This window comes from Pseudomonas sp. JH-2, assembly GCF_036231725.1.
In the GTDB taxonomy this organism is placed as follows: Bacteria; Pseudomonadota; Gammaproteobacteria; order Pseudomonadales; family Pseudomonadaceae; genus Pseudomonas; species Pseudomonas delhiensis.
In genome coordinates this window covers 1-21744 of the sequence record NZ_JAZAQP010000038.1, presented here as the reverse complement: position 1 = coordinate 21744, position 21744 = coordinate 1, and the positions used below count along the sequence as shown (strand labels likewise).

At 69.2% G+C, this 21744-nt stretch carries 19 protein-coding genes; 3 read left to right on the top strand and 16 right to left on the bottom strand.

Going from position 1 to position 21744, the window contains the following annotated elements; translation table 11 throughout:
• Positions 1–231 precede the first annotated feature (231 nt).
• From moaA to VV867_RS22440, 8 genes are all read right to left on the bottom strand, one after another.
• Positions 232–1221 carry a GTP 3',8-cyclase MoaA gene (moaA, locus tag VV867_RS22475; protein WP_328567611.1) on the bottom strand — a complete coding sequence of 330 codons (990 nt, stop codon included), beginning with the start codon at positions 1219–1221 and terminating at the stop codon, positions 232–234.
• Between the two features lie 109 nt (positions 1222–1330).
• Positions 1331–2149, bottom strand: coding sequence for a peptidylprolyl isomerase (locus VV867_RS22470; protein ID WP_328567610.1), 819 nt, complete (start codon positions 2147–2149; stop codon positions 1331–1333).
• A gap of 67 nt (positions 2150–2216) precedes the next feature.
• Complete coding sequence (narI, locus tag VV867_RS22465) at positions 2217–2903, bottom strand: respiratory nitrate reductase subunit gamma (RefSeq protein WP_328567609.1); 687 nt, start codon at positions 2901–2903, stop codon at positions 2217–2219.
• A 2-nt stretch (positions 2904–2905) separates the two neighbouring features.
• Complete coding sequence (narJ, locus tag VV867_RS22460; protein ID WP_109932515.1) at positions 2906–3637, bottom strand: nitrate reductase molybdenum cofactor assembly chaperone; 732 nt, start codon at positions 3635–3637, stop codon at positions 2906–2908.
• 5 nt (positions 3638–3642) lie between these two features.
• The gene (narH, locus tag VV867_RS22455) at positions 3643–5178 is read right to left on the bottom strand and encodes a nitrate reductase subunit beta (RefSeq protein WP_089389556.1); all 1536 of its coding nucleotides are present in this window, start codon (positions 5176–5178) and stop codon (positions 3643–3645) included.
• Between the two features lie 11 nt (positions 5179–5189).
• The gene (locus VV867_RS22450) at positions 5190–8969 is read right to left on the bottom strand and encodes a nitrate reductase subunit alpha (RefSeq protein WP_328567608.1); all 3780 of its coding nucleotides are present in this window, start codon (positions 8967–8969) and stop codon (positions 5190–5192) included.
• 63 nt (positions 8970–9032) lie between these two features.
• Positions 9033–10439, bottom strand: coding sequence for a NarK family nitrate/nitrite MFS transporter (locus VV867_RS22445; protein ID WP_109932511.1), 1407 nt, complete (start codon positions 10437–10439; stop codon positions 9033–9035).
• 12 nt (positions 10440–10451) lie between these two features.
• Positions 10452–11753, bottom strand: coding sequence for a nitrate/nitrite transporter (locus VV867_RS22440; RefSeq protein ID WP_328567607.1), 1302 nt, complete (start codon positions 11751–11753; stop codon positions 10452–10454).
• Positions 11754–11926: 173 nt separating this feature from the next.
• Here VV867_RS22440 and VV867_RS22435 point away from each other — a divergent pair, with 173 nt between their 5' ends.
• From VV867_RS22435 to VV867_RS22425, 3 genes are all read left to right on the top strand, one after another.
• Positions 11927–13789, top strand: a complete 1863-nt coding sequence (locus tag VV867_RS22435; protein ID WP_109932507.1) for a histidine kinase — start codon at positions 11927–11929, stop codon at positions 13787–13789.
• Positions 13786–14442, top strand: coding sequence for a two-component system response regulator NarL (gene narL, locus VV867_RS22430; protein ID WP_109932505.1), 657 nt, complete (start codon positions 13786–13788; stop codon positions 14440–14442). The genes VV867_RS22435 and narL overlap by 4 nt, the downstream gene beginning before the upstream one ends.
• A 770-nt stretch (positions 14443–15212) precedes the next feature.
• The gene (locus VV867_RS22425; RefSeq protein ID WP_074984560.1) at positions 15213–15581 is read left to right on the top strand and encodes a putative zinc-binding protein; all 369 of its coding nucleotides are present in this window, start codon (positions 15213–15215) and stop codon (positions 15579–15581) included.
• Positions 15582–15589: 8 nt separating this feature from the next.
• On the opposite strand, the gene ubiT is transcribed toward VV867_RS22425, so the two are convergent.
• The 8 genes from ubiT to moaC form a co-directional block, all read right to left on the bottom strand.
• Complete coding sequence (gene ubiT, locus VV867_RS22420; RefSeq protein WP_109932503.1) at positions 15590–16066, bottom strand: ubiquinone anaerobic biosynthesis accessory factor UbiT; 477 nt, start codon at positions 16064–16066, stop codon at positions 15590–15592.
• Positions 16060–16950: a U32 family peptidase gene (locus VV867_RS22415; RefSeq protein ID WP_328567606.1), complete on the bottom strand. Its 891-nt coding sequence runs from the start codon at positions 16948–16950 to the stop codon at positions 16060–16062. The genes ubiT and VV867_RS22415 overlap by 7 nt, the downstream gene beginning before the upstream one ends.
• An 11-nt stretch (positions 16951–16961) precedes the next feature.
• A complete protein-coding gene (ubiU, locus tag VV867_RS22410) occupies positions 16962–17957 on the bottom strand; it encodes a ubiquinone anaerobic biosynthesis protein UbiU (RefSeq protein ID WP_109932499.1) in 996 nt (331 codons plus the stop codon).
• 60 nt (positions 17958–18017) lie between these two features.
• Positions 18018–19253, bottom strand: a complete 1236-nt coding sequence (locus VV867_RS22405; protein ID WP_328567605.1) for a molybdopterin molybdotransferase MoeA — start codon at positions 19251–19253, stop codon at positions 18018–18020.
• Complete coding sequence (gene moaB, locus VV867_RS22400) at positions 19250–19819, bottom strand: molybdenum cofactor biosynthesis protein B (protein ID WP_328567604.1); 570 nt, start codon at positions 19817–19819, stop codon at positions 19250–19252. The genes VV867_RS22405 and moaB overlap by 4 nt, the downstream gene beginning before the upstream one ends.
• 83 nt (positions 19820–19902) lie before the next feature.
• A complete protein-coding gene (gene moaE, locus VV867_RS22395; RefSeq protein ID WP_109937185.1) occupies positions 19903–20355 on the bottom strand; it encodes a molybdopterin synthase catalytic subunit MoaE in 453 nt (150 codons plus the stop codon).
• 4 nt (positions 20356–20359) lie between these two features.
• Positions 20360–20608 carry a MoaD/ThiS family protein gene (locus VV867_RS22390; protein WP_089389569.1) on the bottom strand — a complete coding sequence of 83 codons (249 nt, stop codon included), beginning with the start codon at positions 20606–20608 and terminating at the stop codon, positions 20360–20362.
• On the bottom strand, positions 20605–21081 hold the full coding sequence (gene moaC, locus VV867_RS22385) for a cyclic pyranopterin monophosphate synthase MoaC (RefSeq protein WP_089389570.1): 477 nt from the start codon (positions 21079–21081) through the stop codon (positions 20605–20607). The genes VV867_RS22390 and moaC overlap by 4 nt, the downstream gene beginning before the upstream one ends.
• Positions 21082–21744 lie beyond the last annotated feature (663 nt).

The following is a 21744-nucleotide window of genomic DNA, read 5'->3' as shown; positions in this document are numbered from 1 at the left end:
ACGACAGCCATATGGAGGGACCGCCAGACGAGATGATCTGCCTTTCCAACCACGGTATCCAGCGCAGACATGCGCCCAGGCCCCAGCGAACCGCTCATTTCGCCGGGGCCTTTTCTTTGGGGGACGGAAAAGTACGACCGTAGGATGGGTTGAGCTTGCGATACCCATCTGGCCAGGGTGATGGGTATCGCTTCGTGCTCAACCCATCCTACGAAGAGGTCGTGCCTTGGTTCAGCCGCCGCTGAGGTTCATGAAGCGCAGCACCTGCACATCGCCACCGGTGCTGAATTCGTGGCGGGCGGGCTTGCGTTGCAGGGCGGCGTGCAGGGCGTCGAGGATCGGCCCATCGTGCAGCGGATGGCGGCGCAGCAGGCCGCGCAGGTCCAGGGAGTTCTCGTGGCCCAGACACAGCAGCAGGCGGCCCTCGGCGGTCAGGCGCAGGCGGTTGCAGGTGGCGCAGAAGTTGTGCGAGTGCGGCGAGATGAAGCCGATGCGCGTGCGCGGGTGCTGCGCCAGGCGCACGTAGCGGGCCGGGCCGCCGCTGTGCTCGGCGCTGTCCAGCAGTTCGTGGCGTTCGGCGATCAGCGCGCGCACCTCGTCGCTGGAGCAGAAGCTCTCCTTGCGGTCGCGGCCGACCTGGCCCAGGGGCATTTCCTCGATGAAGCTGATGTCCAGTTCATGGGCGATGGCGTAGTCCACCAGGGCCGGCACCTCGTCGGCGTTGCGGCCCTTCATCACCACGCAGTTGAGCTTGATGCCGGCGAAGCCCGCCGCCTGCGCCGCATCTATGCCGCGCAGCACCTGGTCGAGGCGGCCGGTGCGGGTGATGGCCTGGAAGCGCTGCGCGTCCAGGGTGTCGAGGCTGATGTTCAGGCGCGCCAGGCCCGCAGCGCGCAGGTCGCGGGCGTAGCGGCCGAGCTGCGAGCCGTTGCTGGTCATGCACAGCTCGCGCAGGCCCGGCAGCGCGGCCAGGCGTTCGCAGTGGCCGACGATGCCGGGGCGCACCAGCGGCTCGCCGCCGGTGAGGCGCAGCTTGCGCACGCCGCCGGCGACGAACAGCCGGGCCACGCGCTCGATCTCCTCCAGGGTCAGCACCTGCTGGCGCGGCAGGAAGCGCATGTTCTCGGCCATGCAGTAGACGCAGCGGAAGTCGCAGCGGTCGGTCACCGACAGGCGCAGGTAGTCGATCTTGCGGCCTTGGCCGTCGATCCAGTCGGGCATGTGGGTGCTCCGGTTGATGCTTTGGCGAAGGCGGATGATCCGGCCCTCTCCCCAACCCTCTCCCTGAAGGGAGAGGGGGCTGTCCAGTGCGGCGATAAACTCCGCCGCCTCACTGCACCAGCGGCGAATCCGCGCCCTCGAAGGCGAAGCCCTCGATGTGCGCCTCGCCGGCCAGCACGGCGATGTACTGGCTGACCGCGCGCTGCAGCACCTGGGCGCGCAGGTAGGCGGCGATGCGCGGGCGGGCCTCGGCGAAGGGCAGCGGCTCGCCGCCTTCGCGCGCCAGCAGTTCCACCACGTGCAGGCCGTAGCGGCTTTCCAGGGGCTGGGCCAGCAGGCCGGGGGTTTCGCGCAGCAGGCGCTTCTCGAACTCGGGCACGGTCTGGCCGGGCTCGATCCAGCCCAGGTCGCCGCCTTCGTCCTTCGACGGGCAGGCGGAGAAGCGCATGGCTTTCTCGGCGAAGCGCTCGGGGTGTTCGCGCAGCTCGGCCAGCAGCGCCAGCGCCTGTTCGCGGGCCCTGGCGCGGCCTTCCAGGTCGTCCGGGGCGCAGGCCAGCAGGACGTGGCGCAGGCTCATGCGCCAGGGGCTGGTCAGGCGGCCGGGGTTGGCCTCGTACCATTGCCGGCAGCTGGCTTCGTCGGCCTCGGGTGTGCCGACCTCACGGTCGACCAGGGCGCGGATGCGGGCTTCCTCGGGCGCCTCGCCCTCCTCCGCCTCGGCGCTCAGGCCCAGCGCGTCGGCGCGCTGCAGCAGCAGCTGGCGCACCACCAGAGCGCGGCAGGCGCCCTGCAGCGCTTCGGCGTGGCTGGTGGCAGGGTGGTACTGGAGTTCGCGGGCCAGTTCGCTTTCGTCGATGGCGACGCCGTTGACCGCGAGCTTCGGCAGCTCGACGTGTTCGACACGGTTCTCGTAGTGGGAGCAACTCATCTGGATCACCTTCGGGGGCGGCGGATGACCGCGAACGGCCATCCGCCCTAAGGGTTTGCGTGGTGGTTCAGGCCACGCGGCGCTTCTGGCGGACCACCTGGTAGCGGCGGCCCAGGTACCACACCGGGGCGCTGACGATGTGCACCAGGCGGGTGAAGGGGAACAGCACGAACAGCGTCAGGCCGAGCATCACGTGCAGCTTGTAGACCAGCGACACCGGGGCGATGGCCTCGGCCGCGGCCAGCGGCTGCAGGGTGACGACGGACTGCGCCCAGTCGGCCAGCATGACCATCACCGAGCCGTCCAGGTGGTGGGTGGAGGCGACTATGGTGGAAAGGCCGAGGATCAGCTGGGCGTAGAGCACCAGCAGGATCATCAGGTCCGAGGCGTTGCCGGTGGCGCGCACCCGCGCGTCGGTCAGGCGGCGCAGGATCAGCCCGGTCAGGCCGATGAAGCAGAGCACGCCGAAGAAGCCGCCGGAGACCATCGCCAGCAGTTGCTTGTGCTCGGTGCTGATGAAGTGCTCGTAGACGGCGTGGGGGGTCAGCAGGCCGACGAAGTGGCCGGCGAGGATGAACAGCACGCCCACGTGGAATAGGTTGCTGTACACGCGCATGCCCTTCTTGCTCAGCATCTGGCTGGAGCCGGCCTTCCAGGTGTATTGCGAGAGGTCGAAGCGCGCCCAGCTGCCCACCAGGCAGATGAGCAGGGCGACGTAGGGGTAGACCCCGAACAGCAGGGTATTCAACGACATGATCAGGCTCCTTGGCTGGCCACCCGGCGCGGCGGCACCGGCTGGGCGACCCATTGCAGGGGTTGTTCGAGGGCGCTGGAGGGCTGCCGCGGGTTCGACGGGCAGCCGGCGGCGGGCTCACTGAAGCTCACCTGGGTTTCCTCCCAGGCCTTGTCCAGCGCCTCCAGGCTGTCGTCGCGAGCCTCCTGCTCGCAGTCGCGGTGCAGCGCGGCCAGGTCCGGGCGCTCGCCGGAGAGTTCCAGCAGGCCGTGGAACACCGCGGCGTAGGCGCTGCCGCGCTCGTCCAGGCGCGCCGCCAGCAGGGCGAGGATGTGCGCCACCTCGGCCAGGCCGGCGCGGGCCGCCGGCGCGTCCTGCAGGGCGAGGAACTCCAGGTACAGCGGCAGGTAGTCCGGCAGCTCGTTGACGTGGATGGCCAGGCCCGCGGCGTTGTAGCGGTGCAGCAGGTCGACCATGGCCTGGCCGCGGTCGCGGGACTCGCCGTGGACATGCTCGAAGAGCAGCAGCGAGACCGAGCGGCCGCGTTCGAACAGGCCGTCGTAGCACGCCTGCACGTCCAGCAGGTCGCCCTGGCAGAGTTCGTTGAGCAGCGCGGCGAGGCCGTCGCGCTGCGCCTCGGGCAGGTCGCAGGTGCGGATCAGCGCGTGCAGCGCCAGGTTTTCCTCGCGCACTTCCGGCCGCGGGTAGTCCAGCAGCAGTGCGCAGAGCTTGAGCAGTTGGCTATGGCTGTCCATGGTCGTCACTCCTGGATCTGTACGGTCTGGATGACGTCGCGGCGGTCCACCGGCTTGCCGCCGAACAGGTTCACGCCGGAGTTGCCCGAGCAGCCGCTGCCGAAGCTGAAGCCGCAGCCGCTGCGCTCGGCGAAGGCGTCGGAGAGCGCCTCCTCGCGGTGCGCGGTGGGGATGACGAAGCGGTCCTCGTAGTTGGCGATGGCCAGGTAGCGGTACATCTCTTCCACCTGCTGCACCGAGAGCCCGACCTTGGCCAGCACCTCCAGGTCCTGCCGGCCTTCCACGTGCTCGGCGCGCTTGTAGGCGCGCATCGCCAGCAGGCGCTTGAGGGCGCGCAGCACCGGGGCGGTGTCGCCGGCGGTGAGCAGGTTGGCCAGGTACTGCACGGGAATGCGCAGGGACTCGACGTCCGGGATCACCCCGTCGCTGCCGATATGGCCCTCGGCGGCGGCGTTCTGGATCGGCGACAGCGGCGGCACGTACCAGACCATGGGCAGGGTGCGGTATTCCGGGTGCAGCGGCAGGGCCAGCTGCCAGTCCATGGCCAGCTTGTACACCGGCGACTTCTGCGCGGCCTCGATGACGCTGTCCGGCACCCCGTCCTTGCGGGCCTGGGCGATGATCTTCGGGTCGAAGGGGTCGAGGAAGATCTCCAGCTGCTTCTGGTACAGCTCGCGCTCGTCGGCGCAGCTGGCCACTTCATGGATGCGGTCGGCGTCGTAGAGCAGCACGCCCAGGTAGCGGATGCGGCCCACGCAGGTTTCCGAGCACACGGTCGGCTGGCCGGCCTCGATGCGCGGGTAGCAGAAGATGCACTTCTCGGACTTGCCGCTCTTCCAGTTGAAGTAGATCTTCTTGTACGGGCAGCCGCTGATGCACATGCGCCAGCCGCGGCACTTGTCCTGGTCGATCAGGACGATGCCGTCCTCCTCGCGCTTGTAGATCGCGCCACTCGGGCACGAAGCCACGCACGCCGGGTTCAGGCAGTGCTCGCACAGGCGCGGCAGGTACATCATGAAGGTGTTTTCGTACTCGCCGTAGATGTCCGCCTGGACCTGGTCGAAGTTCTTGTCGTGGCGGCGCTTGGCGAATTCGGTGCCGAGGATTTCCTCCCAGTTCGGGCCCCACTCGATCTTCTGCATGCGCTGCCCGCTGATCAGCGAGCGCGGCCGCGCCACCGGCTGGTGCTGCGCCTTGGGCGCGGTGTGCAGGTGCTGGTAGTCGAAGTCGAAGGGTTCGTAGTAGTCGTCGATCTCCGGCAGGTCGGGGTTGGCGAAGATGTTCGCCAGCACCCGGAACTTGCCGCCGATGCGCGGGACGATGGAGCCGTCGGCGTTGCGCACCCAGCCGCCCTTCCACTTCTGCTGGTTCTCCCACTCCTTCGGGTAGCCGATGCCGGGCTTGGTCTCGACGTTGTTGAACCAGGCGTATTCCATGCCTTCGCGGCTGGTCCAGACGTTCTTGCAGGTGATGGAGCAGGTGTGGCAGCCGATGCATTTGTCGAGGTTCAGCACCATGCCGACTTGCGAACGAATTTTCATGGCGTCTCTCCTCAAATGTCCCGGGGCAGCGGCTGCGGCAGGGCGTCGCCGCCCAGGCCACCGTGTTCCGGCTCGTCGAGCCAGTCGACCTTGTTCATCTTGCGCACCACCACGAACTCGTCGCGGTTGCAGCCCACGGTGCCGTAGTAGTTGAAGCCCCAGGCCTGCTGGGCGTAGCCGCCGATCATGTGGGTGGGCTTGAGCACCACGCGGGTCACCGAGTTGTGGTGGCCGCCGCGGGTCTTGGTGGTCTCGCTGCCGGGCACGTTCACGATGCGTTCCTGGGCGTGGTACATCAGCACCATGCCGTCCTTCACCCGCTGGCTGACCACCGCGCGGCAGGTGGCGGCGCCGTTGGCGTTGAAGACTTCCACCCAGTCGTTGTCCTCGATGCCGGCGCGCTTGGCGTCATGCTCGCTGAGCCAGATGATCGGCCCGCCACGGGACAGGGTGAGCATCAGCAGGTTGTCGCTGTAGGTGGAGTGGATGCCCCACTTCTGGTGCGGGGTGATCCAGTTCAGGGTGATCTCGGTGTTGCCGTTGGGCTTCTTGTTGAACAGCTTGTCAGTGCTGCGGGTGTTGACCGGCGGCCGGTAGCTGACGAAGCCCTCGCCGAAGGCCTGCATCCACGGATGGTCCTGGTAGAACTGCTGGCGGCCGGTGATGGTGCGCCACGGGATCAGCTCGTGGACGTTGGTGTAGCAGGCGTTGTAGCTCACGTGCTCGTCTTCCAGGCCCGACCAGGTGGGGCTGGAAATGATCTTGCGCGGCTGCGCCTGGATGTCGCGGAAGCGGATCTTCTCCTCTTCCTTGGGCAGCGCCAGGTGCGCGTGCTCGCGGCCGGTGAACTTCGACAGCGCGTTCCACGCCTTGACCGCCACCTGGCCGTTGGTTTCCGGGGCCAGGGCGAGGATCACCTCGGCGGCGTCGATGGCGCTCTCGATGCGCGGCCGGCCCTGGCTGACGCCCGGCTCCAGCACACGGTGGTTGAGCTCGCCGATCAGCTTCACTTCCTTCTCGGTGTTCCAGCCGATGCCCTTGCCACCGTTGCCCAGCTTGTCCAGCAGCGGGCCGAGGGAGGTGAACTTCCTGTAGGTGTTGGGGTAGTCGCGCTCCACCAGGTGCAGGGTGGGCATGGTGCGCCCCGGCAGCGGCTCGCACTCGCCTTTCTTCCAGTCAGTGCCGCCGAAGGGCTGGGCCAGTTCGTTGGCGGTGTCGTGCAGCAGCGGTACGGTGACCAGGTCCTTCTCCACGCCCAGGTGGCCGACCGAGACTTCGGAAAACTTCTTGGCGATGGCCTTGTAGATCTCCCAGTCGCTTTTCGCTTCCCAGGCCGGGTCGGTGGCGGCCGACAGCGGGTGGATGAAGGGGTGCATGTCGGAGGTGTTGAGGTCGTCCTTCTCGTACCAGGTGGCGGTGGGCAGGACGATGTCCGAGTACATGCAGGTGGAGGACATGCGGAAGTCCAGGGTGGTGACCAGGTCGAGCTTGCCCTCGGCGCCCTGCTCCACCCAGTCCACCTCGGTGGGGCGCGGGCCGCCGGCCTTGCCCAGGTCCTCGTTCATCACGCCGTTCTTGGCGCCCAGCAGGTACTTGAGCATGTACTCGTGGCCCTTGCCCGAGCTGCCCAGCAGGTTGGAGCGCCAGACGAACAGGTTGCGCGGGAAGTTCTGCGCATCGTCCGGCTTCTCGCTGGCGAAGCGCAGGGTGCCGGCCTTGAGCTCGCGCACCACGTAGTCCTGCACCGGCAGCCCGGCCTTCTCGGCGTCGGCGGCGATGCGCAGCGGGTTGCGGTCCAGCTGCGGCGCGGAGGGCAGCCAGCCCATGCGCTCGGCGCGGATGTTGTAGTCCACGGCGTGCTCGGGGAACTGCTTGCTGTCGGCCAGGGGCGAGAGCACCTCGTGCATCGACAGCTTTTCATGCCGCCACTGCGAGCTGTGCAGGTAGAAGAAGCTGGTGCCGTTCATCTGCCGCGGCGGGCGGCTCCAGTCGGTGCCGAAGGCCAGGGGCACCCAGCCGGTCTGCGGGCGCAGCTTCTCCTGGCCGACGTAGTGGGCCCAGCCGCCGCCGCTCTGGCCGATGCAGCCGCACATCATCAGCATGTTGATGACCGCGCGGTAGTTCATGTCCATGTGGTACCAGTGGTTCATCGCCGCGCCGATGATCACCATGGCCTTGCCGTGGGTCTTGTCGGCGCTGTCGGCGAACTCGCGGGCCACCTGGATGGCGCGGGCGGCCGGCACGCCGGTGATGCGTTCCTGCCAGGCCGGGGTGTAGGGGGTGTCGGCGTCGTCGAAGCCGCGGGCCACGTTGGCCCCGCCCAGGCCGCGGTCGACGCTGTAGTTGGCCATCTGCAGGTCGTAGACGGTGGCCACGCGCAGGGTCTTGCCGTCGGCGCCCTGGATGTCGCGGAAGGGCACGCGGCGCAGCAGCACCTCGTCGTTGTCCACGCCCTTGAAGTGCGGGTGCAGTTGGCCGGCGAAGTACGGGAAGCCCACCTCGCAGGCGTGCTCCGGCCCGTCGATCAGGCTCAGGCTCAGGCGCGTCTCGCGGCCCTCGCCGCCTTCCTTCTCCTCGATGTTCCACTTGCCCGACTCGCCCCAGCGGTAGCCGATGGAGCCGGTGGGCGAGACCAGTTGGCCGCTGCTTTCATCGAAGGCGATGGTCTTCCACTCGGGATTGTTGTCCTGGCCCAGCCGGCCATCGAGGTCGGCGGCGCGCAGGTAGCGGGTCGGCTTGAAGGCGCCCTCGCCGTGCGGCTCCAGCAGCACCAGCATGGGCATGTCGGTGTACTGCCGGCAGTAGTCGACGAAGTAGGCGCGCGGCTTGTCGAGGTGGAATTCCCTGAGGATGACGTGGCCGAAGGCCATGCCCAGGGCGGCGTCGGTGCCCTGCTTGGGGTTGAGCCAGAGGTCGGTGAGCTTGGCCACCTCGGAGTAGTCCGGGGTGACGGCCACGGTCTTGGTGCCCTTGTAGCGCACCTCGGTGAAGAAGTGCGCATCCGGGGTGCGCGTCTGCGGGACGTTGGAGCCCCAGGCGATGATGTAGCTGGAGTTGTACCAGTCGGCCGACTCCGGCACGTCGGTCTGCTCGCCCCATATTTGTGGCGACGCGGGAGGAAGGTCGCAGTACCAGTCGTAGAAGGACAGGCACACCCCGCCGATCAGCGATAGGTAGCGGGCGCCGGCGGCGTAGCTGACCATGGACATGGCCGGGATCGGCGAGAAGCCGATGACGCGGTCGGGGCCGTAGGTCTTCACCGTGTAGACGTTGGCCGCGGCGATGATCTCGGTGACCTCGTCCCAGCTGGAACGCACGAAGCCGCCCAGGCCGCGCTCGCTCTTGTAGCTCTTCGCCTTCTGCGCGTCCTCGACGATGCTGGCCCAGGCGTCCACCGCGTCCTTGTGCGCGGCGCGCGCCTCGCGCCACAGCTTGAGCAGCGGCTTGCGCACCTTGGGGTACTTCAGGCGGTTGGCGCTGTAGATGTACCAGGAGTAGCTGGCCCCGCGCGGGCAGCCGCGCGGCTCGTGGTTGGGCAGGTCCGGGCGGGTGCGCGGGTAGTCGGTCTGCTGGGTCTCCCAGGTGATCAGGCCGTTCTTCACGTAGATCTTCCAGGAGCAGGAGCCGGTGCAGTTCACCCCGTGGGTGGAACGCACGATCTTGTCGTGCTGCCAGCGCTGGCGGTAGCCGTTCTCCCAGGCGCGGCTCTCGTTGGAGACCTCGCCATGGCCGTCGGCGAATTCGCCCTGTTTCTTCTTGAAGAACTGCAGGCGGTCGAGCAGGTAACTCATCTGTATCTCCTCACCCGGTCTACGCCGGGCGTTCAAACGCTAATCAGGCTCGCGAAACGGGTCTCAACAAGGGCTCTCGGCGCCCTTGCGCGCATACCACCACCAGGTCGCGACTATGCAGCTGAGGTAGTAGGCGACGAAGACGTAGAGGGCGCCCTCGGCGCTGCCGGTCATGTGCAGCGAGGTGCCGAAGGCCTTGGGGATGAAGAAGCCGCCGAAGGCGCCGATGGCGGCAGAGAAGCCGATCACCGCGGCCGACTCCATGCTCGCGCCCCTGGCCGCCTCGGCCTCGCTGTAGCCACCGCGCTTGAAGCGCGCGGCCCACTCGTTGCGGAAGATCACCGGGATCATGCGGAAGGTGGAGCCGTTGCCGATGCCGGCGAAGAAGAACAGGCCGATGAAGGCGCCGAGGAAGCCGAAGAAGCTGCCCGCGCCGCCCTCGCCGGGCAGGAAGGCGATCACCGCGAACACCCCGGCGATCATCGCCGCGTAGTTCCACAGGGTGATGCGCGCGCCGCCGAACTTGTCCGCCAGCCAGCCGCCCAGGGGCCGGCTCAGGGCGCCCACCAGCGGGCCGAGGAAGGCGTACTGCAGCGGGTTGATGTCCGGGAACTGGGTCTTGCTGAGCATGGCGAAGCCGGCCGAGAAGCCGATGAAGCTGCCGAAGGTGGCCACGTACAGCCAGCACATCAGCCAGTTGTGCTTGCGCTTGAAGATCACCGACTGCTCGCGGAACGAGGCCTTGGCGTCGGCGATGTCGTTCATCCCGAACCAGGCGGCGATGGCCACCACGGCGATGAACGGCACCCAGATCCAGCCGGCGTTCTGCAGCCACAGGCGGCCGCCGTCGGAGAGCGGCTGCGGCTCGCCGCCGAAGCTGCCGAACAGCCCGCCGGCCACCGCCAGGGGCACGGCGAACTGCATCACCGAGACGCCCAGGTTGCCCAGCCCGGCGTTCAGGCCCAGGGCCGTGCCCTGCTGGCTCTTGGGATAGAAGAAGCTGATGTTGGACATGCTGGAGGCGAAGTTGCCGCCACCGAAGCCGCACAGCAGCGCGATGGTCGCGAACACCCAGTAGGGCGTCTGCGCATCCTGCACGGCGAAGCCCAGCCAGATGCACGGGATCAGCAGCGAGGCGGTGGACAGCGCGGTCCAGCGGCGGCCGCCGAACACCGGCACCATGAAGGAGTAGAACACCCGCAGGGTGGCGCCGGAGATCGACGGCAGCGCGGCCAGCAGGAACAACTGGTCGTTGCTGAAGGCGAAGCCCACGGCGTTCAGGCGCACGGTGACGGTGCTCCAGATCATCCACACGGAGAAGGCCAGCAGCAGCGCGGGGATGGAAATCCACAGGTTGCGCGTGGCGATGCGCTTGCCGGACTGCGCCCAGAACTGCGAGTCCTCGGGGCGCCAGTCGACCAGCAAGGGCCCCCGCGCGGCTTTGAGTTGGGAATTGGCGATCATGCCCATGTCGGCACTCCGTCAGGATTGGCTGGAAGTCAGAGGGGAAAGGTCGACGTCGGCCGTCTGGGCCTGGCCGTCGAGGCGGCGCTGCTGCTTGATCGCGTAGTGCATCCAGACCATGCAGACGATGGTCAGGCCGAACAGCAGCATGAAGCAGGAGGAACGCACGCCGATGTGGTCGGCGGCGTAGCCGAACAGGATGGGCAGGCAGAAGCCGCCGAGGCCGCCGATGACACCGACCATGCCGCCGACGGTGCCCATGTTCTGCGGGTAGTAGTCGTGGATGATGCGGTACACGCTGGCCTTGCCGAAGCCCTGGGCGATGCCCACCACGAACACCAGGAAGGTGAACAGCCAGACGTTCAGGCCGATGCCCAGGCTCAGGTCGCCGTTGATGCCGTGGACGGTCATGGTGGTCTGCGGGTAGGAGAGGAAGAACAGGCACACCAGGCACACCCAGAACACGCCCCAGTTCACCGCGCGGGCGCCGTAGCTGTCGCTGAACCAGCCGCCCAGGGCGCGGATCAGGCCCGACGGCAGGGTGAACAGCATGGTGATGAAGGACGCGGTCTTCAGGTCCAGGCCGTACTCGGCGATGTAGTACTTGGGCAGCCACAGGGCCAGGGCGACGAAGCCGCCGAAGACGAAGAAGTAGTACAGGCCGAAGCGCCACACCCGCAGCTCGGCCAGCGGCGCCAGCTGCTGGGCCAGGCTCGGCCGCGCGCGGGCGGGGTCGGCGTCGCCGCCCCTGGCGTGGGCCGGGTCGTTCCAGGTGCAGCACCAGAACAGCACCGCGGTCACCAGCATGGCCACCGAGTACACCTGCGGCACCATGCGCCAGCCGAAGGCGACCACGATCAGCGGCGCCACCAGGTTGGTGATGGCGGCGCCCGCGTTGCCGGCGCCGAAGATGCCCATGGCGGTGCCCTGGCGCTCCTTCTCGAACCAGGCCGAGGTGTAGGCGATGCCCACCGCGAAGGAGCCGCCGGCCAGGCCGACGAACAGGCCCAGCACCAGGTACTGCCAGTACTGGTCGGCGAAGGCCAGGCCGTAGATGGGGATGGCCACCAGCAGCATGTGGATGAAGAACACGATACGCCCGCCGAAGCGGTCGGTGATCAGCCCCAGGGGCAGGCGCACCAGCGAACCGGTGAGGATCGGCAGCGCCACCAGCAGGCCGAACTGCGCCTCGGACAGGCCCAGCTCCGCCTTGATGCGGATACCGATGATCGAGAACATCGTCCAGACCGCGAAATTCACGGCGAACGCCAGTGTGCTCATGCCGAGTACGGAGTACTGTTTCTGTCGATGCGAAGCCATGGCCACCACTCATTTGCCGATGCCGTTGGCCGCACGTTAGGCAGAGCCCATTTCGCTTCCGTTGATCGCGATCAATGGCCCCGAGGGCGTTTCATGGGCAGATGTGCGCCGCTACCTCCAAGGGGGTATCGCTGAAAAATACGCACATCACCTTGATTTCAAAGGCATTTTTAATGGAAACAGGTACGCGCTCGACACCTGAACCAGCCGACCGGCTCTTTGGAGGTACGGCCCCCGCCGGCCGCCAGACCCTGCGCCGGTCCATCGTCCTGCGCTTCGGCTGCTACCTCACCCTGCTGGTCTCCCTGGCCCTGGCGGGCATGTTCAGCGCCCTGCTGTTCGCCGACTACTCGCACCAGGACGCGGCGGTGATCAACCAGGCCGGCTCGCTGCGCATGCTCAGCTACCGCATGGCCCTGGAGCCGTCGGCCGAAGGCCGCCAGGCGCTGCGCCGCACCCTCGGCGAACGCCTGGAAAGCAGCGAGATCGGGCGCCTGCTGCAACGCGCCGACAGCGACGACCCGCTGCGCCACCAGCACCAGTTGCTGCGCCAGGAACTGGCCGGCCTGGACGTCGCCCAGACCCCGGCCGTGGCGACCCTGGACACCCTGGTCGGGCACATCGACGCCTTCGTCGGCACCCTGCAGCGCAATGCCGAGCAGCGCTCGCAGATGCTCAGCACGGTGCAGGGCCTGTGCCTATTCCTCAGCCTGCTGGTGGTGTTCGTCAGCCTCTACGACCTCAGCTACCACGTGGTCGGCCCCCTGCGCGAGCTGACGCAGACCGCCCGCCGCCTGGGCCGCGGCCAGCTGGAAGCGCGCGTCAGCTACAGCGGCGAGGACGAGCTGAGCCAGCTGGGCGAACGCTTCAACCAGATGGCCGAGGAACTGCAGGGCATCTACGGCGAGCTGGAGGCGCGGGTGGCGGACAAGACCCGCGCCCTCTCCCACAGCCATCAGCGCCTGGAGCTGCTCTACGCCAGCGCCCGCCGCCTCGGCCAGGACCCGTACGACGAACGCAGCCTGCGGCCGCTGCTGGGGCAGCTGGAGCAGGTGCTGCAGGCCGGCAAGGTGACCCTCTGCCTGAACAAGGACGGCGTCGAGCGCGCCTACAACTCGCTGACCGCCAGCGGCGCCATCGCCGACTTCTGCCTGCAGGGCGACTGCGGCACCTGCCGCACGCGGGCCGACACCTGCGGCCAGGGCGGCGGCCTGCAACCGCTGCTGATGTTCCCCCTGGCCAGCGGCGAGCACCGCTTCGGCGAGCTGTTCGTGGAAACCACCGGGCGCCTGGAAGACTGGCAGGCGCAGTGCATCGAGGCCTTCTGCGACAACATCGCGCGGACCTTCGCCCTGGCCCTGCAGCAGGAACAGGAAAGCCGCCTGGCGCTGTTCGCCGAGCGCAGCACCATCGCCCGCGAGCTGCACGACTCGCTGGCGCAGTCGCTGTCCTACCTGAAGATCCAGGTCAGCCGCCTGGGCACCCTGCTCAAGCGCGAGGCGCCGGCGCAGAAGATCGACGAGACACTGGACGAGCTGCGCGAGGGCCTCAACAGCGCCTACCGCCAGTTGCGCGAGCTGCTCACCACCTTCCGCCTCAGCCTGGAGCGCTCCAGCCTGGCGGTGGCGCTGGAGGACACGGTGAGCGAGTTCGCCGAGCGTGGCGAACTGACCATCGAGCTGGACAACCGCCTGGCGCACATCCCGCTCAACCCCAACGATGAGATCCACCTGCTGCAGATCGTCCGCGAGGCGCTGTCCAACGTGGTCCGTCACGCCCATGCCGACTGCGCGCGGGTGGTGCTGGCCGAGCGCGACGACGGCCAGGTGCTGGTCAGCATCGAGGACGACGGCGTGGGCCTTGACCCAACGCAGAACCGCAGCGGCCACTACGGGCTTAGTATCATGCGCGAGCGCAGCCAGACCCTCGGCGCCGAACTGCGCATCGCCCCGCGCGAGCCGCGCGGCACCTGCGTCAGCCTGAGCTTCCAGCCGCAACCCCTGTCCCACCGCCAGCGCGAGGAGTCCGCCCCATGACCGCCAGCCCCACCGACGATCGAGCCCGCATCCTGCTGGTGGACGACCACCCGATGATGCGCCGCGGGGTGATCCAGCTGCTGGAGTTCGAGGACGACCTGTGCGTGGTCGGCGAGGCCGGCAGCGGCGAGGAAGCCCTGCAGCTGGCCGCCGAGCTGGACCCGGACATGATCCTGCTGGACCTGAACATGAAGGGCATGAACGGCCTGGAAACCCTGCGCGCCCTGCGCGAGCGGGGGGTGGACGCGCGCATCGTGGTGTTCACCGTGTCCGACGACCGCGGCGACGTGATCAGCGTGCTGCGCGCCGGCGCCGACGGCTACCTGCTCAAGGACATGGAGCCCGAGCGCCTGCTGGAGCACATCCGCCAGGCCGCCACCGGCCAGCTCAGCATCAGCCCGCAGCTGGCCCAGGTGCTGGCCCAGGCCCTGCGCGGCGGCGACGAGCAGCCCAAGCGCCTGGAGGACCTGACCGACCGCGAGCGGCAGATCCTGCGCCAGCTGGCCCAGGGCTTCAGCAACAAGATGATCGCCCGCAAGCTGGACATCACCGAAGGCACGGTGAAGGTCCACGTCAAGCGCGTGCTGCACAAGCTGGGCATGCGCTCGCGGGTGGAAGCGGCGGTCTGGGCGGTGGAGAACCGGCTGGGTTGAGGCACGCCCCCACGCCCGGCCAACGGCGGATAACCGCGAACGGTTATTCGCCCTACGCCATTCCCGTAGGGCGCATAACGCCTACGGCGTTATCCGCCGTTGCCCCCGCGACAGGTTGCCCATACGCCGCGCCCTTGTAGGAGCGCGCCCTGCGCGCGAATCGCGGGCAGGGCCCGCTCCTACGAATGTGCCTCCCTGGAACCGTAGGAGCGGACCTTGTCCGCGATTGGATTCACCGGCCACGCCGGACCGGCCAACGGCGGATAACCGCGAACGGTTATTCGCCCTACGCCATCCCGTAGGGCGCATAACGCCTACGGCGTTATCCGCCGTTGCCCCCGCGACACGCCGTGCCCTTGTAGGAGCGCGCCCTGCGCGCGAATCGCGGGCAGGGCCCGCTCCTACGAATGTGCCTCCCTGGAACCGTAGGAGCGGACCTTGTCCGCGATTGGATTCACCGGCCACGCCGGACCGGCCAACGGCGGATAACCGCGAACGGTTATTCGCCCTACGCCATCCCGTAGGGCGCATAACGCCTACGGCGTTATCCGCCGTTGCCCCGCGACAGGTTGCCCATACGCCGCGCCCTTGTAGGAGCGCGCCCTGCGCGCGAATCGCGGGCAGGGCCCGCTCCTACGCCACCGGCTGGCTCGCGCCTACAGAAAACCCTTATACCTCCACGGGAGTAGCCGTCAGCACGAATTGACGCAGGTCATGTCGCCGCGCCTGGCCGCCGCCCGACACTGCGCATTCATCGCGCGGAGGTCGCCATGCACCCGAAGTCCCAGTTGCCCCTCGTGTATTCCTGTTCCGGCTGTTCCAACCTGGCCCAGCTGGCCAACGACCTGGCCCTGCGCCTGGACCGTGACGGCCTGGCCGAGATGTCCTGCATCGCCGGCGTCGGCGGCGACGTGCCGCCGCTGGTGAAGAAGGCCTGCTCCGGCCGGCCGATCCTCGCCCTGGACGGCTGCCACCTGCACTGCGTGCGCGGCTGCCTGGCGCGCCATGGGGTGATCCCGGCGCACGCGCTCACCCTCACCGAGTACGGGCTGCGCAAACGCTACGGCGAAAGCAGTTCGCTCGACGATTTCGAAATGCTCTACGAGGAACTGCAGTTCCTCCTGCTCAGTAGCGCCTGAGCGCCGCCTCAGGCCTGCTGCGCCTGCACGCTGCGCGCGGCGCGCTGCAGGCCGTTCCACAGCCAGGCCGGGAGGCTCTCGGGGTCGAGGCTGTCGATCAGGTTCTTCAGCGCCAGCCCCAGTTCGGTGTCGCCCTCGATCACCAGGCGGCGGCGGAAGAACAGGGTGTCGGGGTCCTCCTGGCGCCCGGCCAGCAACAGGAAATCACGCCAGCCGCCGCGGATGGTCACGCTGGGCACGGGGCCTTCCGCCAGTTGCAGGCCGTCGCGGCCGCGGGTGAGGTTCCAGCCCAGGCCCAGGTCGCTGACCTCCAGGCGCAGCCAATGGCCTTCGAGCAGGTCGAAGTCGCCGGCCGCCAGCGGCGCGGCGAACAGGCGGTTGGCGGCGCGTTGCAGCACCGCCCGCTGCAGCGGCGCAGGCACCCGCGCGGCCAGCGGCAGCAGGCGTTCGGCGGCGCGCAGGGCGCCGGTTTCGAGATTCAGCACAGGTTCACCTCATCGCTGCGCAGCATGCCGGGGCGGCCATGCCAGTAGCCGTTGCAACCTTCCACCGCCAGCGGCGGCGCGGCGCCACGGCGCACCTGGTCGAAGGCCTGGATGACCTCCACCATGCCCTGCGCCCGCGGGCTCAGGCGCAGCATGTCGGTGCCGCAGTCGCACAGCGAAGCGTAGTCGGCCAGCAGGTTGCCCGGCTCGCCGGACATCGTCTGGATGCCGTTGAGGGTGAACAGCGGCGCGCCTTCCTGGCTGAGCATCGACATTCCCTCCGGGTAGTTCTGGCAGCAGAACTGGCAGTCGTCCTTGGGCCGGTTTTCCGCACGGGCGGTGAAGCAGCGCGCGGAGTACGCCAGGGGCAGGTGGCCGTAGGCGAACACCTCGGTTTCCAGGCCCGCCAGGCCCAGCTCCCGGGCCTGTTCCAGCACCGCCAGCACCTGCTCGCCGGAGCACTCCACCGGCGGCACCCAGCGGCGCAGGCCGCAGCCGTGCAGCTCGGCCAGGGCGTGGCCGTTGTACAGGTTCAGCGCCGGGCCGCCGACGAATTCCACGCCCAGGCCGTGCAGTATCTGCACCGCGCCCATGTCGTTGGCCTCCACCCGCAGCTCGCCGTTGGCGCACAGCCGGCGCAGCGCCGACAGCTCGGAGGCCGCCTCGATCAGCGCCAGCCCCGAGAGGAGGATTTCCGCCCCGCTCTGCTGCGCCAGCTCGCGGCCCAGGCCCAGCCAGTCGTCCAGCGACAGGGCGCGGCGCTTGGAGCACACGGTCTCGCCGATATAGATGGCGTCCAGCGGCTGTTCGGCCATCTGCGCGTAGAAGTCCAGGAGTGTCCGGCGGTCCCAGTAGAACAGCACCGGCCCCAGGCTGAGTTTCATCAGGCGTTACCTCACTGCCAGGAACGATGGTAGGCGCCCAGGGTGGTCTGGTGCCCTTCGGAAAGTTTCTCCAGCGCGGCCTGCCACTGCGCCTGCGGCTGGTAGCGCTCCGGCGCGCGGCGCCAGCTGTCCAGGGCCTGGCGCCAGACGCGGGTGACCTGCTCGACGTAGGCCGGGCTGCGCTGGCGGCCCTCGATCTTCACCGCCGCCACGCCGATCTGCGCCAGCTGCGGGATCAGGTCGATGGTGTTGAGGCTGGTGGGCTCTTCCAGGGCGTGGAAGCGCTGGCCGTCGACCACGAAGCGGCCCTTGCACAGGGTCGGGTAGCCGGCCGGCTCGCCCGGCGCGTAGCGGTCGATCAGCACGTCGTTCAGGCGCGAGGTCAGCCCCTCGGGCTCCTCGCTCCAGCGCACCGCCTTGGCCGGCGAGCAAACGCCGCAGAGGTTGGGAGACTCGCCGGTGACGTAGGACGACAGGTGGCAGCGGCCCTCGGCCATGATGCACAGGCTGCCGAAGGCGAAGACTTCCACCGGCACCGGGCTGTTCGCCGCCACCTGGCGCACCTGGGCCAGCGACAGCACCCGCGGCAGCACCGCGCGGCGGATGCCGTAGCGCTCGTGGTAGAAGGCCAGCGCCGCGACGTTGGTCGCCGAACCCTGCACCGACAGGTGCAGGGCGAGTTGCGGATGGCGCCGCGCGGCATAGCCGAGCACCGCGCAGTCGGCGGCGATCAGCGCGTCCACGCCCAGCTCGGCGGCGTGGTCCACGGCGCGCTGCCAGCGCGGCCAGCCGGCGGCGCCGGGGTAGGTGTTGACCGCCAGGTAGAGCTGCCGGCCGGCCGCACGGATCAGTTGCAGGCCCTCCTGCAGTTGCCGGTCGTCGAGGTTCAGCCCGGCGAAGTGGCGGGCGTTGGTGTCGTCGCGGAATCCCACGTAGATGGCGTCGGCGCCTTCGCGCAGCGCCGACTTGAGGGCGGGCAGGCTGCCCGCCGGACATACCAGTTGCATGCTTCCCCCTTGCATGGAACGGCCGCCGCGCCTCGGCGAGGCCGGCGGCCAGGGCTGACGTCAGCTGTACAGTTCGCTGAACGGCAGGTAAGCCACGGGCTCGCCGGCGGCGAGGGTACGCCCCGCCTCCACCACCGCCAGGCCGTCGGCCCAGCTGGCGGCCAGCAGCATGGCCGAGCCCTGCTGCGGGTGGATTTCCACCCGGCTGGCGCCGCTGGCGTCGGTGGCCAGGCGCGCCCGCAGGTATTGGCGGCGCTTGTTCGGCTGCGGCCAGGCGAAGGCCGCCGGCAGGTTCAGCGGCGTCACCGCGGTCTCGGCCAGCCCCTGGGCCCTGCGCAGGAAGGGCCGCGCCGCCACCAGGGCGGTGACCAGCGCCGCCGCCGGGTTGCCCGGCAGGCCGAGCCAGGGCTTGCCGGCCACGCTGCCGAAGGCCAGCGGCTTGCCCGGCTGCATCGCCAGGCGCCACAGGTGCAACTCGCCGAGGGCGCCGACCGCCTGCTTGAGGTGGTCGCGCTCGCCCACCGAGACGCCGCCGCTGCTGATCAGCACGTCGCACTCGGCGGCGGCCAGCTCCAGGGCGTCGCGGCTGGCGGCCAGGGTGTCGACCAGCACTTCGTATTCCTGTACGTCCAGGCCCCACTGGCGCAGCAGGGCGCCGAGGCTGAAGCGGTTGGCGTTGTAGATCTGCCCCGGCGCCAGCGCCTGGCCCGGCTCGCGCAGCTCGTCGCCGCTGCTCAGCAGGCAGACGCGCAGGCGCCGGTACACCGGCACCCAGGCCAGGCCCACGGCGGCCAGCAGGCCCAGCTCCTGGGGCCGCAGGCGGCACCCGGCGCGCAACAGCGGCGCGCCCTGGCGCAGTTCCTCGCCACGGCGGCGCACGTGGCTGCCCGCCGTCACCGGCGGCAGCCACACGCGGTCACCCTCGATGCGGCAGTCTTCCTGGGCCACCACGCTGTCGGCCCCCGGCGGCACCGGCGCGCCGGTGAAGATGCGCACGGCGCAACCCGCCGGCAGCGCCTGGTCGCCCGCCTCGCCGGCGGCTATGCAGCCAGCCAGCGCCAGGCTACCGCCGCCCGCCGGCACGTCGCTGGCGCGCAGGGCGTAGCCGTCCATGGCGCTGTTGTTCCAGTGCGGCAGGTCGCAGGGGGCCTCGAGGTCGTTGGCCAGCACACGGCCCAGGGCCTCGGCCAGGGCCACGGACTCCACCGCCGGCGGCGCCGGGGCGCGCGCCAGCAGTTCGGCCAGGGCCTCGTCCACCGGCTTCAGGCCGTGGCCGTCACAGCCGCAGCCGCTCATGAACGGCTGCCGCAGGCACAGGCGCCACCGCAGCCCTCCTCGGTCTTCGGCGGGGCCTTCAGGTGCGGCACGAAGCTGCACGGCCGGGTGCGGCTGTCCAGCTGCGCGGCGAGGATTTCCCGCCAGGCGGTGCGGCAGGCGCCTGGCGAGCCGGGCAGGCAGCAGACCAGGGTGCCGTTGGTGACGCCGGCCAGGGCCCGCGACTGGATGCTGGAGGTACCGATCTCGGCCAGGGAGACCTGGCGGAAGAGTTCGCCGAAGCCCTCGACGCGCCGCTCCAGCAGCGGTTCGACGGCCTGCGGGGTGTTGTCGCGGGCGGTGAAGCCGGTGCCGCCGGTGATCAGCCCGACCTGGATGCGCGGGTCGGCGATCCAGGCGCAGACCACCGCGCGGATCTGGTGGATGTCGTCGACCACCAGGCGCCGCTCGGCCAGCACGTGGCCGGCCTCGCGCAGGGCGTCGGCCAGGGTCTGGCCGGAGTCGTCGGTTTGCAGGGTACGGGTGTCGCTGACGGTCAGCACGGCGATCTGCAGGCTCTGGAAGTCCTGCGTGGCCAGGTGGCTCATGGCTGCCTCCGGGGAAGGATGGGACGGCGCCCAGCCTGCGCCTCGGCAGCCGGCCTGCCCATTCCCCGGAAGAGGTAGCGCGGCTATTTGTCCCAGCGCTGCGCCGCGGCCTGGTCGCTGCAGCGGCCTTCCACCCAGCGCGGGCCCTCGGCGGTGTCTTCCTTCTTCCAGAAGGGCGCGCGGGTCTTGAGGTAGTCCATGACGAAGTTGCAGGCGTCGAACGCCGCCTGGCGGTGGGCGCTGGCGGTGCCGACGAAGACGATGGGCTGGCCCGGCTCCAGGCGGCCGATGCGGTGGAGGATCTCCAGGCGCAGCAGCGGCCAGCGCTCGTTGGCCTCGACGGCGATCTTCTCCAGGGCCTTCTCGGTCATGCCCGGGTAGTGTTCGAGGAACATGCCGCCGACCTCGCGGCCGTCGTTGAAGTCGCGCACATAGCCGACGAAGCCGACCACCGCGCCGATGCCGACGTTGGCGGCGTGCAGCGCGTTGACCTCGGCGCCGGGGTCGAAGGGGCTTTCCTGGACACGCACGGCCATGGCCTCAGCCTCCGGTGACGGTGGGGAAGAAAGCCACCTCGTCGCCATCGGCGAGGGGCTCGTCGAGGGCGCACAACTCCTGGTTGCGCGCGCACATCAGGTTCTGCTCGGCCAGCACCTGCCAGGCGCCGCCGCGCTCCAGCAGGTAGCCGCGGAGGTCGTCGATCTTCGCGAAGGCCTCGCTCCAGCCCAGTTGCTCGCCATCCAGGCCGAGGGCCTCGCGGTAGCGGGCGAAGTATTGCACACGGATCATTGCCCATCCTCCGCACGGTAGTGGCCGCTCTTGCCGCCGAGCTTCTCCAGCAGGCGCACGCCCTCGATGGTCATGCCCTTGTCCACGGCCTTGCACATGTCATAGATGGTCAGCGCGGCGACGCTGGCGGCGGTCAGCGCCTCCATCTCCACGCCGGTCTGCCCGGCCAGCTTGCAGCGCGCCTCGATGCGCACGGCGTCCTCGCCGTCGGCCTGCAGCTCGACCTTGACGCTGGTGAGCAACAGCGGGTGGCACAGCGGGATCAGCTCGTGGGTGCGCTTGGCCGCCTGGATGCCGGCGATGCGCGCCACGGCGAAGACGTCGCCCTTGGGGTGGCCGCCGTCCTGGATCAGCCGCAGGGTCTCCGGGCGCATGCGCACCCGCGCTTCGGCCACGGCTTCACGGGAGGTCACCGCCTTGTCGGTGACGTCGACCATGTTGGCGCGGCCCTGGGAATCGAGATGGGTGAGCAAGGAAGGTCTCCGGGTAGAACGAGGGATGGCATCAAGTGTACGCCCTGCGCGGGCCGCGGGGGCCCGGGGGAAGGGTAAAAAAGGAGGGGGATTGTATACAGAAAGAGGTAGGGCGGGGGTTCGCGAGCAAGCTCGCTCCTACGAAAAGCGGGGGTGCTATCTGTAGGAACGAGCTTGCTCGCGAACGGAGCGGCCGGCTGGCTGCATGGCCCCTCGTTCTGCCCAACGGTCCCCTCTCCCGCTTGCGGGGGAGGGTTAGGGAGGGGGGGGCGGAGTCAGGCCCAGCGCCGGTGCATCGTCGAAGTCCGGAACCCTCTCCCCAGCCCTCTCCCTGAAGGGAGAGGGGGCCGTTCGGAGCACTCGGGCAGCACGTCGCTCGCCGGTTGGCCCGGAATCGATCACGGATACCTCCGGCTGGCTGCATGGCCCCTCGTTCTGCCCAACGGTTCTCTCTCCCGCTTGCGGGGGAGGGTTAGGGAGGGGGTGCGGAGTCAGGCCCAGCGCCGGCGTGTCGTCGAAGTCCGCAACCCTCTCCCCAGCCCTCTCCCTGAAGGGAGAGGGGGCCGTTCGGAGCACTCGGGCAGCACGTCGCTCGCCGGTTGGCCCGGAATCGATCACGGATACCTCCGGCTGGCTGCATGGCCCCTCGTTCTGCCCAACGGT